Source organism: Nocardioides luti (assembly GCF_014212315.1).
Taxonomy (GTDB): domain Bacteria; phylum Actinomycetota; class Actinomycetes; order Propionibacteriales; family Nocardioidaceae; genus Nocardioides; species Nocardioides luti.
Genome location: NZ_JACKXE010000001.1, coordinates 1,364,945 through 1,377,495, shown reverse-complemented (window position 1 = coordinate 1,377,495; position 12,551 = coordinate 1,364,945). Strand labels below are relative to the sequence as shown.

Genomic DNA, 12,551 nt, shown 5'->3' with positions numbered 1-12,551 from the left:
GGTCGAGTATGGTGTCGGCATGACATCTGAGTTCCTCTGGTACATCCCGAACACCGTCGAGCCCGGTCACCGCGGCGACGACACCTCCGAGGGCTGGGGCACGCTCGACTTCTCCGCGCGGATGGCGACCGCGGCCGAGGAGCACGGCTGGGGCGGCGCCCTGATCGGCACCAGCTGGGGCCGGCCCGACACCTTCACGGTGGCCACCGCGCTGGCCGCCCGCACCACGACCTTCAAGCCGCTGGCCGCCATCCGGCCCGGCTACTGGCACCCGGCGCACTTCGCCAGCGCCGCCGCCACGCTCGACCAGCTCAGCGGGGGTCGGCTGCTGGTCAACATCGTCAGCGGCCTCGACAACCTGGCGGCGTACGGCGACGTCGAGGGCGACCAGGCCGCCCGCTACGGACGCACGCGGGAGTTCATGCAGATCGTCCGCCGGCTCTGGACCGAGGAGGACGTCACCTACGAGGGCGAGCACTTCCGCGTCGAGCACTCGACGGTCTCGCCGCGCCCGTACGCCGCCGACGAGGGCCGCCACCCGCGCCTCTACTTCGGCGGCGCGTCCCCCGCGGCCGAGCAGGTGGCGGCCGCCGAGGCCGACGTGCAGCTGTTCTGGGGCGAGCCGCTCGACGGCATCGAGGAGCGGATCGCCCGGCTCCGGCCGCTGAGCGAGCAGCAGGACCGCACCGCGCCGCTCGAGTTCGGGCTGCGGATCACCACGCTGGTGCGCGACACCACCGAGGAGGCGTGGCACGACGCCGAGGAGAAGGTCCGGGCGCTGGGGGAGCGCACCGACGACTGGTCGGCCGTGGGGAACCGGCACCGCGGCCGCGCCGTGGGCCTGCAGCGCCTGCTCGACCTGCAGGAGCGCGGCGACGTGCTGGACTCCTGCCTCTACACCGCGCCCGGGAGGGTCGGCGGCGGCGGTGCCGGCACGACGTGGCTGGTCGGCTCGCCCGACGACGTCACGGCGGCGCTGCGGGCCTACGAGGCGCTCGGCGTCACGCACTTCATCCTGTCGGACACGCCGTACCAGGAGGAGATCGTGCGCATCGGCGACCAGGTCGTGTCGCGGATGAAGGAGCGCGTCAGCGTCTGAGCGCTGGAACGGCCCTGTTCCGCGTCGGGTACTCCGGAGTAGGTTCGCAGGCGTGACCCAGGACACGTTCGACTACGTCATCGTCGGCGCCGGTAGCGCCGGCGCCGTGCTCGCGGCCCGCCTCACGGAGGACCCCGGCGTCAGCGTCGTCCTCCTCGAGGCCGGCGGGGAGGCCGAGGGGGACGAGGTGATGATCCCGGCCGCCTTCCCGACGATGTTCAAGACGAAGTGGGACTGGAACTACAACACCACCGAGCAGAAGCAGCTCAACAACCGTCGCGCCTACTGGCCGCGGATGAAGGCGCTCGGCGGCTGCTCGTCGATGAACGCGATGATCTACATCCGGGGCAACAGCGCCGACTACGACAGCTGGCGCGACCAGTACGGCGCCACCGGGTGGGGGTACGACGACTGCCTGCCGTACTTCCGCAAGTCCGAGGACAACGAGCGGCTCGCGGGCCCGCTGCACGGCCGAGGCGGTCCGCTGCACGTCGAGGACCGGCGCTACACCCACGAGCTCAGCCACCTCTTCGTCGACAGTGCCGTGAGCCACGGGCTGAAGCGCACCGACGACTTCAACGGCGCGTCCCAGGAGGGGGCGGGGCAGTACCAAGTGACCTGCAAGGGTGGGCGCCGCTGGTCGACGAACGAGGGCTACCTCAAGCCGGCCCGCTCACGCCCCAACCTGACCGTGACGACCGGGGCGCTGGCCTCGCGGATCGAGCTCGACGGCGAGCGCGCCACCGGCGTCACCTTCCGCCAGGACGGCGTCGAGCACACCGTGCACGCGACGCGTGAGGTGCTGCTCTGCGGCGGCTCGATCAACAGCCCGCAGCTGCTGATGCTCTCGGGCATCGGCCCGGGCAACCACCTCGCCGAGGTCGGCATCACCGCGAAGGTCGACCTCGCCGGCGTGGGTGCCAACCTGCAGGACCACCCCGTCGTCCCGCTGCTCTGGTACACCCGCGGCATCACGGACCTGGCCCAGCTCAACAACGTCCGCAACTTCGCCCGCTGGAAGATCAGCGGCACCGGCCCGCTGTCCTCCAACGTCGGCGAGGCCGGCGCGTTCTTCGGCAGCCGGGACGGGCTGGTGGCCCCGGACATCCAGATCCACGCCGCGCCGTCGGGCTTCTACGACAACGGCATGCACGAGCCCACCAGCCGGATGTTCACGGCCGCGCCGACGCTGGTGTCGGTGGCCAGCCGCGGCTCGGTGCGGCTGCGCTCGGCCGACCCGGCCTGGCACCCGGCCATCGACGCGGCCTACCTCGAGGACCAGACGGACCTCGACGCGCTGCTGAGTGGGGCGAAGCAGACCTGGGAGATGGTCACCCAGGGCGCGCTGGCGTCGTACCTCGACAAGCCGTGGAACCTGCCCGCCGACCCCTCCGACGAGGACCTCATCGAGCACATCCGCACCTGGGCCCAGACGCTGTACCACCCCACCTCGACGTGCGCGATGGGCTCCGGCGAGGACGCCGTGGTCGACGCGCAGCTCAAGGTGCGCGGGGTCGAGGGCCTGCGCGTGGTCGACGCGTCGGTCATGCCGGCCGTCCCGCGCGGCAACACGAACGCCCCCACCATCATGCTCGCCGAGAAGGCGGCCGACGAGATCAGGAAGTCGTCATGACCCTCACCGAGAACCCCCTCGCGAGCACCGAGGCGACCCGGACGTTCGACTCGCTGGACCCGACCACCGGGGACGTCGTCGGCACCCACCCGATCCACACCGACGAGGAGGTCCGCGCGGCCGTCGAGCGGGCCCGCGAGGCCGGCCGCTGGTGGTCGGCGCTGTCGTACGACGAGCGCGACACCCACCTGTCGGCCTGGAAGGGCGTCATCACCCGGCGGCTGGCCCAGCTCGCCGACCTGATGCACCGCGAGACCGGCAAGCCGCACGGCGACGCCACCCTCGAGGCCTCGCTGGCCATCGACCACCTGGCCTGGGCCGCGGGCAACGCCGGCAAGGTGCTCAAGCGCCGCAAGGTCGCCTCCGGGCTGGTGATGGCCAACCAGGCCGCCACCGTGGAGTACCCCCCGCTCGGCGTCGTCGGCGTCATCGGTCCCTGGAACTACCCCGTCTTCACCCCGATGGGCTCGATCGCCTACGCGCTCGCCGCGGGCAACGCCGTCGTCTTCAAGCCCAGCGAGTACACCCCCGGCGTCGGCGAGTGGCTGGCCCAGACCTTCCTCGAGACGGTCGGGCACCCCGTGCTCCAGGTCGTCACCGGCTTCGGCGAGACCGGGGCCGCGCTGTGCCACGCGGGTGTCGACAAGGTCGCCTTCACCGGCTCGACCGCCACCGGCAAGCGGGTGATGGCGGCCTGCGCCGAGACCCTCACCCCGGTCGTGATCGAGGCCGGCGGCAAGGACGCCGTCATCGTCGACCAGGACGCCGACATCGACGCCGCCGCCGACGCGTCGCTGTGGGGCGCCTGCTCGAACGCCGGCCAGACCTGCACCGGCGTGGAGCGGGTCTACGTCCACGAGCGGGTGTACGACGAGTTCGTCGCGGCCCTGCTCGAGAAGGCCAAGGGCCTGCGTGCCGACGACAGCCCGGGCTCGCACCTCGGCCCGATCACCATGCCCAAGCAGCTCGACGTGATCCGCTCGCACATCCAGGACGCCCTGGACCGCGGCGGCCGCGCGCTGATCGGCGGCGTGGACGCCGTGGGGGAGCGCTTCGTGCAGCCGACCGTCCTCGTGGACGTCCCCGAGGACTCGCTGGCCGTGCAGGAGGAGACCTTCGGGCCCACCGTGACGATCGCCAAGGTGCGCGACATGGAGGAGGCCATCGCGCGGACGAACGCCACCCGCTACGGCCTCGGCTCGACCGTGTTCGCCAAGGAGCACGGCATGGAGATCGCCGGCCGGATCCGCTCCGGCATGACCGCCGTCAACGGCGTCATCACCTTCGCCGCGATCCCCAGCCTGCCCTTCGGCGGCGTCGGGGACTCGGGCTTCGGGCGCATCCACGGGCCGGACGGGCTCAAGGAGTTCACCTACCCGAAGGCGATCGCCCGGCAGCGCTTCAAGCCGATGCTGGCCCTCACGACGTTCACGCGCACCGAGAAGGCCGACCAGCAGCTCGCGCAGCTCATCACGATGCTGCACGGGCGCGGGACCACGATCCCGAAGGGGCCCCAGGCGCCGCAGGGCGGGCTCAACCGCCGCCGCCGTCGCAGGGGCTGAGCCGGTCCCGTGCGTCCCTCGCTTCTCGTTGGTCGAGTAGCGAGCGCAGCGAGCGTTGCTGCTCGTTGGTCGAGTAGCGAGCGCAGCGAGCGTATCGAGACCTACCGCAAGGCGTACGTCGCCATCGAGATGCCGACGTAGTGCGTCACGAACGCCAGGATCGTGAAGCTGTGGAAGATCTCGTGGAAGCCGAACCACTGCGGCCACGGGTTGGGGCGCTTGAAGCCGTAGACGACGGCGCCGAGCGTGTAGAGCGCCCCGCCCGTGCCGACGAGCACCAGCACCGCGGTGCCGACGCCGACGCCGAGGACCGAGCTGGCCCCGTCGATGAAGCCGGGCAGGAAGAAGAGCGCCGCCCAACCCATGCCGATGTAGAGCGGCACGTAGAGCCAGCGCGGGGCGTCGGTCCAGAACACCCGGAAGAGCACGCCGAGGATCGCGCAGGTCCACACGGTCGACAGCAGCCAGACGCGCTGGCGGCCCTCGAGCAGGATCAGCGTCAGCGGCGTGTAGGAGCCGGCGATGAGCACGAAGATGTTGGCGTGGTCGAAGCGCCGCAGGAACGCCCACGTGCGCGGCGACCACGTGCCCCGGTGGTAGATCGCCGAGACCGTGAAGAGGATCAGCGCGCTGAGGCTGAAGACCGCCGAGCCCAGGCGCGTCTGGGAGGTGGGCGACAGCGCCACCAGGACGATGCCGGCGGCCAGGGCGAGCGGCGCCGTGCCGAGGTGGATCCACCCGCGCAGCTTCGGCTTGACCTCGTCGACGCGCTCGGCCAGCGTGTCGAGGCCGGACCGGATCGCCTCGTTCATCGAGTGGGACATGGAGAGACCGTACCGGGCCCCCGGGCGACACGGCCGGGAAGGCGGCGTACGTCACGCGCCCCCGCGGGGCCGGACCGCCGCTAACATCGAGGGGTGGCGGACTGGAAGCGTGGCATCAGGCGGGTGCTCTACCCGGCGTACGAAGCCCGGATGCTCCGTCGGATGCCCACCGAGTCGCTGCCCAAGCACGTGGGCGTGATGCTCGACGGCAACCGGCGCTGGGCGCGGGCCGTCGGTGCGGACACGGCGCAGGGCCACCGTGCCGGCGCCGCCAACATCGAGCCGCTGCTCGGCTGGTGCGAGGAGGCGGGGATCGAGCACGTCACGCTGTGGCTGCTCTCCACCGACAACCTCAACCGCCCGGCCGCCGAGCTCACCCCCCTCCTGCAGATCATCGAGGAGGCCGTGGACTCGCTGGCCGACCAGCGCCGCTGGCGGCTGCACCCGGTCGGCGCGCTGGACCTGCTGCCGGCGCACACCGCCGAGCGCCTCAAGGCCGCCGAGGAGGCCACCCGCGACGTCGAGGGGATCCTGGTCAACATCGCGGTCGGGTACGGCGGCCGGCGCGAGATCGCGGACGCCGTGCGCTCGCTGCTCCACGCGCAGGCCGACAAGGGCATGACGCTCGAGGAGCTGGCCGAGGTCATCGACGTCGACCACATCGCCGAGCACCTCTACACCAAGGGCCAGCCCGATCCGGACCTCGTGATCCGCACGTCGGGCGAGCAGCGCCTCGGCGGCTTCCTGCTGTGGCAGTCGACGCAGTCGGAGTTCTACTTCTGCGAGGCCTACTGGCCCGACTTCCGCCGCGTGGACTTCCTTCGCGCCATCCGGGCCTACGCCCAGCGCGACCGTCGCTTCGGCACCTGAACCCGTTAACAATCCCTTCACCCCGCGGTCTGGCGTGTCGCCCCGATCCGGCGTGCTCCGCGGCGTACTTTCCGATCAACGACGAGTGGGGAAGCTCGTCGTATCGGGAGGCCCGCTCGTGAGCATTCACGGCTGTATCGCACGGCAGGACGATCCCTGCCGCGCGGACGGAGGCCGGCACTCCGGCCTGCAGGTCAGTGCCCGGTCCACCTGTGTGAACTAGGGCCGGGCGACGAGTGCGCGCGCTGGCCCGTGAGGGGTGACATCGTGCCGTCGCAGCCCAAGAAGTCCCGCGTCAAGAAGTCCGTGCACACCTACGTCCTCGACACCAGCGTCCTGCTGGCCGACCCCGGTGCGATCCGCCGGTTCGCCGAGCACGAGGTGGTGCTCCCGGTGGTCGTGATCACCGAGCTCGAGGGCAAGCGGCACCACCCGGAGCTGGGCTACTTCGCCCGCTCCGCGCTGCGCAGCCTGGACGAGCTGCGGGTCATCCACGGTCGGCTTGACGAGCCCGTCCCGATCGGGGACGAGGGCGGCACGCTCCGCGTCGAGCTGAACCACACCGACCCGATGGCGCTGCCGTCCGGCTTCCGCCTCGGCGACAACGACACCCGGATCCTCGCGGTGGCCTTCAACCTGGCCGAGGAGGGCGACGCGGTCACGCTGGTCTCCAAGGACCTGCCCCTGCGCATCAAGGCGGCCGCGGTCGGCCTGGACGCGCAGGAGTACCGCGCCGAGGGCATCAACGACTCCGACACCGGCTACTCCGGCATGGCGGAGCTGGAGGTGGCCGCCACCGAGCTCGACGAGCTGTACGACGACGGCGTGCTCGACCTGGACGCCGCCCGTGACATGCCCTGCCACCAGGGCCTGGTGCTGCTCTCCGACCGCGGCACCGCCCTCGGCCGGGTCGGCGCCGACAAGCAGGTGCACCTGGTGCGCGGCGACCGTGAGGCGTTCGGCATCCACGGCCGCTCCGCCGAGCAGCGGATCGCGCTGGAGATGCTGCTCGACCCCGAGGTCGGCATCGTCTCCCTGGGCGGCCGGGCCGGCACCGGCAAGTCGGCGATGGCGCTGTGCGCCGGGCTCGAGGCCGTGCTCGAGCGCCGCCAGCACAAGAAGGTCGTGGTCTTCCGCCCGCTGTTCGCGGTGGGCGGTCAGGAGCTCGGCTACCTGCCCGGCTCGGAGTCCGAGAAGATGTCGCCGTGGGGCCAGGCGGTCTTCGACACGCTCGGCTCGATGACCTCGCGCGACGTGATCGAGGAGATACTCGACCGCGGGATGCTCGAGGTGCTGCCGCTCACGCACATCCGCGGCCGCTCGCTGCACGACGCCTACGTCATCGTCGACGAGGCGCAGTCGCTGGAGCGCAACGTGCTGCTGACGGTGCTCTCGCGGATCGGGGCGAACTCCAAGGTCGTCCTGACCCACGACGTCGCCCAGCGCGACAACCTGCGGGTGGGGCGCCACGACGGGGTCGTCGCGGTCATCGAGAAGCTCAAGGGGCACCCGCTGTTCGCGCACGTGACCCTGACCCGCTCCGAGCGGTCGCCGATCGCGGCGCTGGTCACCGAGATGCTGGAGAACGTCGTGGTCTGACCGGCCCGTCCCGCACTCGCACGTCACCGGCCCCGCGTCGTACTCCTGGTACGTCGCGGGGCCGGTGTGCTGTGCGGGGAGAGGGTGGTCGATGGGGCTGGAGTGACGAGATCCGGCTCACGGATCCGGTCGTTCGGTTTGCAACCACCCGATCGGTCATGCAGGGTAGGTCGTGATCTTTTCGTGACCTGCGTGGGTGAGTGAAGCGGGTCCGGGGAGATCGTTCCTTGTTGTCCACCCCCGAGAGCTCCCCTGTGCCGAAGCGTGCCAAGTACGTCCCGAAGCACCGTCATGTCCCCGAAGCGACCCTCGTCGACGCGCCGAAGAAGGCGCTCCGCACGACGCTGATGCTGTCGTCCGTGGCCGTCGCCGCGACCGGTGTCGCCGTCTCCGGCGGCGTCCTGAGCGCTCCCGGCAGCATCAGCACCGCCGCTGCCGGCGTGGGCGCCACGACGGTCAAGCCGCTCTCCGACGAGCAGCTCGCCGAGCGGGCCGCCGACGCCCCGACCTCCCGGTCCGAGGACCGCCGCGACGCGGCCGACCCGACCAAGGAGGCGGCGCTGAAGCAGTCCGACGGCCCCGCGATCACGCGCACCGTCGACCTCTCCCAGCAGGACCCCCGCGACATCGCCATGGCGCTGCTGCCGGAGTTCGGCTTCTCGACCAGCCAGTTCGGCTGCCTCGACTCGCTCTACACCGGCGAGAGCGGCTGGCGCGTCGACGCCGACAACCCGTCCTCGTCGGCCTACGGCATCCCGCAGGCGCTGCCCGGCTCCAAGATGGCCTCCGCCGGGGCCGACTGGGCGACCAACCCCGTCACCCAGATCCGCTGGGGCCTGGGCTACATCCAGGACCGCTACGGCTCGCCCTGCGGTGCCCAGGCGTTCAAGTCCAGCCACGGCTGGTACTGACCGACCCCGAGTCGGCTTCGGTGGTCGAGTAGCGAGCGCCAGCGAGCCGGCTTCGGTGGTCGAGTAGCGAGCGCCAGCGAGCCGGTTTCGGTGGTCGAGTAGCGAGCGCCAGCGAGCCGGTTCGGTGGTCGAGTAGCGAGCGCCAGCGAGCGTATCGAGACTCAGCTCGCGACGAACACGGTCCCCTCGCCGAGGTAGGTCCGCGGGCCCTCGAAGGCCGGCAGGTCCCAGGCGATGTCCTCGCGCGAGGACTCCAGGTAGGCCACCGCAGCCGCGTGGTCGGGGAACACCGCCCGCGGGCGCACGTCCTCACGTCGTACGACGTCGAAGTGGCGGCGCAGCGCGTCCTCGCCGTTCTGGCTGCTGAACTGCGTCACGACCGGTCCGTCGCCGCCCTCGCGACGCAGGTCGGCCACGTGCTCGTCGCCGTTCGTCACGGCGAGGAAGCGGCCGCCGGGTCGGAGCACGCGGCGAACCTCCGCGAGCGTCCGGTCGAGGTCGGGCACGTGGTAGAGCATCCACATGGCGGCGACCAGGTCGAAGGCGTCGTCCTCGAACGGCAGCTCGGTGGCGTCCGCGACGCGCGCCTCGACGCCGCGGGCCGCGGTCAGCTCGACGAAGCGCGGCGACTGGTCGGTCGCCAGGAGCGCGGCCCCGGGACGTGCCTGCGCGATCCGCGCGGCGAAGGCGCCGGTGCCGCAGCCGATCTCGAGGATGTCGGCGGGCGCGGACGCGCGGACGACCGCGAGTGCGATCTCGGTGGGGTCGCGGCCGTCCTCGGCGGGCTGCCACACGGACTGGCGGGTGAGGAGGTTGCCCTCGGTGGCGTACTGCGCGCGGACCTCGTCGCGGTCCGTCATGATGTCGTCGCTGGTCACGGGTGGGTCATTCCTTCGACATCGAGAGCCTGGTCGAGCTCCTGCTCGCTGATCTCCCCGCGCTCCACGAACCCCAGGGCCACGACGGTCTCGCGGATGGTGGCGCCGTCGGCCAGGGCCTGCTTGGCGATCTTCGCCGCGCTCTCGTAGCCGAGGTGGCGGTTGAGCGGGGTGACGACGGAGGGGGAGGACTCGGCGTACTGCCGCATCCGCTCGGCGTCGGCGGTGATCCCGTCGACGCAGCGGGTCGCGAGCAGGGTGGTCGAGGTCGACAGCAGCCTGATCGACTCGAGCAGGTTGCGCGCGAGGACGGGCATCATCACGTTCAGCTCGAAGCTGCCGCTCGCGCCGGCGACCGTCACGGTCGTGTCGTTGCCGATCACCTGCGCGCAGACCATCAGCGTGGCCTCGGGCAGCACCGGGTTGACCTTGCCGGGCATGATGCTCGAGCCCGGCTGGAGGTCGGGCAGGTGGATCTCGGCCAGGCCGGTCGTCGGGCCCGACGACATCCAGCGCAGGTCGTTGCAGATCTTGGTGAGGCCGACGGCGATCGTGCGCAGCACCCCGGACAGCTCGACCAGCGAGTCGCGGGTGCCCTGGGCCTCGAAGTGGTTGCGGGCCTCGGTGAAGTCCTCGCCGCTCAGCTCGCCGAGGACCTCGATGACGCGGGCGGCGAAGCCGGGCGGGGTGTTGATGCCGGTGCCGACGGCGGTGCCGCCGAGGGGGAGCTCGCGGACGCGGGGGAGGACGGCGTCGAGCCGCTCCCCGGCGTACCGCACCGTGGCGGCGTAGCCGCCCAGCTCCTGGCCCAGCATGACCGGCGTGGCGTCCATCAGGTGCGTGCGGCCGGACTTCACGAGGCCGGCGAACTCCTCGGCCTTCGCGGCGAGGCTGGCCTCGAGCGTCGCGAGCGCGGGGCGGAGGTCCTCGGCGACGGCGAGCGTGGCCGCGACGTGGATGGCAGTGGGGAAGGTGTCGTTGCTGGACTGGCTGGCGTTGACGTGGTCGTTGGGGTGGACCTCGGTGCCGGCACGGGCCGCCAGCGAGGCGATCACCTCGTTGGCGTTCATGTTGGAGCTGGTGCCCGAGCCGGTCTGGAAGACGTCGACGGGGAACTCCCCGTCGTGCTCGCCGGCCGCGACCGCTGCGGCGGCGTCGGCGATCGCACCGGCCTGCTCGTCGGTGAGGATGCCGAGCTCGCCGTTGACGCGGGCGGCGGCGCCCTTCACCAGCCCGAGGGCGTGGAGGAGGCGGGGCTCGAGGGGCGTGCCGCTGATCGGGAAGTTCTCGACCGCGCGCTGGGTCTGCGCGCGCCACAGGGCGTCGCGGGGGACCTGGACGTCGCCCATGCTGTCGTGCTCGGTGCGGAAGTCGCTCATGCCCGCGACGCTACCCGCGGACCCGCGCGACGTAGAGCCAGTAGTGCTCCTCCCGCTCCTGCAGCAGCACCTCGAGCGGGCGCGCCTCCGCGTCGCCGAACGTCTCGGTGAGGGCCGCCGCGAGCTCGGGCGCCTCGTCCGCGGACCAGATCACCAGCGCGCCGCCCGGCCGGAGCGCCGCGCGGGCCGCGGTCAGGAACGGCGGGGCGTAGAGCGCCGCGTTGGCCTCGTGCACCAGGTAGCCGGGGCCGTTGTCGACGTCGAGCAGCACGAGGTCGTACGTCGCCGGGCGGGCCTCGGCGAGCGCGTGCGCGATGTCGGCCACCACCACCACGACCCGCTGGTCGGCCAGCAGCGCCGGACCGTGCGGGATCGTCCCGTCCCGCATCCACCCGACCAGCGCCTCCTCGATCTCCACGACCGCGCACTTCTCGACGCGCTGGTCGGCGAGGACCTCGTGCATGGTGTACCCCAGCCCGAGCCCGCCGACCACCACGGCCCGCGGGTCCTCGACCAGCTCCAGCGCCGCCGACGCCAGCGCCCGCTCGGTGCTGACCTCGACCGTGTCCATCACGAACACGCCGTTCGCCCGTAGCTCCAGGCTGGTCGGCGCGCCCTCGGGGCGCCGCTCGCGCAGCACCAGCTCGCCGCGCTCCGACTCCGCGCGCGCGATCTCGACGTACTCCATGTGGCTGCTCCCGGGACGTCCTGCGATCTGGCTGCTCTGGCGACCACAACGTATGACGTCCCGCGAGGCCGTTGTCCACAGGGTCGCGAGTGGGACGGTTGGCCGCTGCCAGGTGGGGGAGGGAACGGGCATGACCGACCGTCCCACCCCCCAGCTGCGCGAGCTGCGCCGACGCAGGGCGGAGCGGCTCGCTGCCGACCAGGCGGGTGTCATCTCGCTGGTCCAGGCCTATGCGCTGGGGCTGACCCGCGGCGAGGTGCGGGCGGCCGTGGCCTCCCGTCGGTGGCGCCGTCACGGGACCCAGTCGGTCGTCACGCACAACGGTCCGCTCACGCAGGAGGCGCGGTTCTGGGCCGCGGTCCAGGAGGCGGGCCCGCGTGCGCACCTCGACGGTGAGTCCGCCCTGATCGCCGCGGGCCTGGCGAACTACGAGTCCCGCACGATCCGGGTGTCCGTGCCGCGAGGGGCACGGGTCCGGCGCGGCGCCGGCCTCAACATCCGCCAGACCCGGCGCTGGTCGTCGGACGACCTCGCTGCCAGCGGCGTCCCGAGGACGCGGCCGGCCGTCGCGGCCATCCGTGCGGCGCTCTGGGCGCGCTCGGACAAGCAGGCCGCACTGCTCCTGGCGATGACGGTCCAGCAGGGTCTCGCCACTGCGGAGCAGCTCGGCGCGGAGATGCTCCGGGTGCGGCGCGACCGGAGGCGTCTCCTCATCCACGATGTGCTGCTGGACCTGCTGGGAGGGGCCAGGTCGCTCGGGGAGATCGACTTCGCGCGGGAGTGTCGTCGCCGCGGGCTGCCCGAGCCGTCACGCCAGGTCGTCAGGCGGGGACGCAACGGGCGCTACTACCTGGACGTGAGCTGGGAGGAGTGGCGCGTCGTGGTGGAGATCGACGGCATCCAGCACCAGTGGGCCGTCTCGGTCGTGGACGAGGCCCTGCGGCAGAACGCCGTGACGCTGCAGGACGCGCGAGTCCTGCGGCTCCCGCTGCTGGGCCTGCGGGTCGCCCCCGACGACTTCTTCGAGCAGATCGAGCAGGCGCTGCGCGACGGCGGGTGTCCCCTCGAGCGCTCCGCCTGACGGCGTACGACGTGGCGCGGGACGTCA

The 12,551-nt window shown here is 72.1% G+C and carries 11 protein-coding genes; 7 read left to right on the top strand and 4 right to left on the bottom strand.

From position 1 onward, the window contains the following. Positions 1 to 19: 19 nt before the first annotated feature. Genes H5V45_RS06620 through H5V45_RS06610 form a run of 3 tightly spaced genes read left to right on the top strand, consistent with a single transcriptional unit; the run spans position 20 to position 4,294 of the window. A complete protein-coding gene (locus tag H5V45_RS06620; protein WP_185252204.1) occupies positions 20 to 1,099 on the top strand; it encodes an LLM class flavin-dependent oxidoreductase in 1,080 nt (359 codons plus the stop codon). 52 nt (positions 1,100 to 1,151) lie between these two features. Beyond that, positions 1,152 to 2,732: a GMC family oxidoreductase N-terminal domain-containing protein gene (locus H5V45_RS22595; protein WP_185252203.1), complete on the top strand. Its 1,581-nt coding sequence runs from the start codon at positions 1,152 to 1,154 to the stop codon at positions 2,730 to 2,732. Further along, positions 2,729 to 4,294, top strand: coding sequence for an aldehyde dehydrogenase family protein (locus H5V45_RS06610; RefSeq protein WP_185252202.1), 1,566 nt, complete (start codon positions 2,729 to 2,731; stop codon positions 4,292 to 4,294). The genes H5V45_RS22595 and H5V45_RS06610 overlap by 4 nt, the downstream gene beginning before the upstream one ends. A 101-nt stretch (positions 4,295 to 4,395) precedes the next feature. Here H5V45_RS06610 and trhA read toward each other — a convergent pair whose 3' ends face one another. Next, a complete protein-coding gene (trhA, locus tag H5V45_RS06605; RefSeq protein ID WP_185252201.1) occupies positions 4,396 to 5,118 on the bottom strand; it encodes a PAQR family membrane homeostasis protein TrhA in 723 nt (240 codons plus the stop codon). Between the two features lie 93 nt (positions 5,119 to 5,211). Between trhA and H5V45_RS06600 the strand changes: the two genes are divergently transcribed. From H5V45_RS06600 to H5V45_RS06590, 3 genes are all read left to right on the top strand, one after another. Then, a complete protein-coding gene (locus tag H5V45_RS06600) occupies positions 5,212 to 5,988 on the top strand; it encodes an isoprenyl transferase (RefSeq protein ID WP_185252200.1) in 777 nt (258 codons plus the stop codon). A 267-nt stretch (positions 5,989 to 6,255) separates the two neighbouring features. After that, positions 6,256 to 7,587 carry an RNA 5'-3' helicase PhoH2 gene (gene phoH2 / locus H5V45_RS06595; protein ID WP_185252199.1) on the top strand — a complete coding sequence of 444 codons (1,332 nt, stop codon included), beginning with the start codon at positions 6,256 to 6,258 and terminating at the stop codon, positions 7,585 to 7,587. Positions 7,588 to 7,841: 254 nt separating this feature from the next. Beyond that, positions 7,842 to 8,498, top strand: coding sequence for an aggregation-promoting factor C-terminal-like domain-containing protein (locus tag H5V45_RS06590; protein ID WP_185252198.1), 657 nt, complete (start codon positions 7,842 to 7,844; stop codon positions 8,496 to 8,498). A gap of 161 nt (positions 8,499 to 8,659) precedes the next feature. Here H5V45_RS06590 and H5V45_RS06585 read toward each other — a convergent pair whose 3' ends face one another. From H5V45_RS06585 to H5V45_RS06575, 3 genes are read right to left on the bottom strand one after another with little or no spacing between them, the layout of a single operon-like run. After that, the gene (locus H5V45_RS06585) at positions 8,660 to 9,376 is read right to left on the bottom strand and encodes a class I SAM-dependent methyltransferase (protein WP_343061448.1); all 717 of its coding nucleotides are present in this window, start codon (positions 9,374 to 9,376) and stop codon (positions 8,660 to 8,662) included. After that, a complete protein-coding gene (locus H5V45_RS06580) occupies positions 9,373 to 10,755 on the bottom strand; it encodes a class II fumarate hydratase (RefSeq protein WP_185252197.1) in 1,383 nt (460 codons plus the stop codon). The genes H5V45_RS06585 and H5V45_RS06580 overlap by 4 nt, the downstream gene beginning before the upstream one ends. A gap of 10 nt (positions 10,756 to 10,765) precedes the next feature. After that, positions 10,766 to 11,443: a spermidine synthase gene (locus H5V45_RS06575; RefSeq protein WP_185252196.1), complete on the bottom strand. Its 678-nt coding sequence runs from the start codon at positions 11,441 to 11,443 to the stop codon at positions 10,766 to 10,768. Between the two features lie 130 nt (positions 11,444 to 11,573). Here H5V45_RS06575 and H5V45_RS06570 point away from each other — a divergent pair, with 130 nt between their 5' ends. Further along, the gene (locus H5V45_RS06570) at positions 11,574 to 12,524 is read left to right on the top strand and encodes a DUF559 domain-containing protein (RefSeq protein WP_185252195.1); all 951 of its coding nucleotides are present in this window, start codon (positions 11,574 to 11,576) and stop codon (positions 12,522 to 12,524) included. Positions 12,525 to 12,551: the final 27 nt, after the last annotated feature.

Excerpts from the sequence above, each read along its gene's own strand:
- H5V45_RS06580 (WP_185252197.1), bottom strand. The coding sequence starts at position 10,755 with ATGAGCGACTTCCGCACCGAGCACGACAGCATGGGCGACGTCCAGGTC.
- trhA (WP_185252201.1), bottom strand. The coding sequence starts at position 5,118 with ATGTCCCACTCGATGAACGAGGCGATCCGGTCCGGCCTCGACACGCTG.
- H5V45_RS06570 (WP_185252195.1), top strand. The coding sequence starts at position 11,574 with ATGACCGACCGTCCCACCCCCCAGCTGCGCGAGCTGCGCCGACGCAGG.
- H5V45_RS06575 (WP_185252196.1), bottom strand. The coding sequence starts at position 11,443 with ATGGAGTACGTCGAGATCGCGCGCGCGGAGTCGGAGCGCGGCGAGCTG.
- H5V45_RS06620 (WP_185252204.1), top strand. The coding sequence starts at position 20 with ATGACATCTGAGTTCCTCTGGTACATCCCGAACACCGTCGAGCCCGGT.
- H5V45_RS06610 (WP_185252202.1), top strand. The coding sequence starts at position 2,729 with ATGACCCTCACCGAGAACCCCCTCGCGAGCACCGAGGCGACCCGGACG.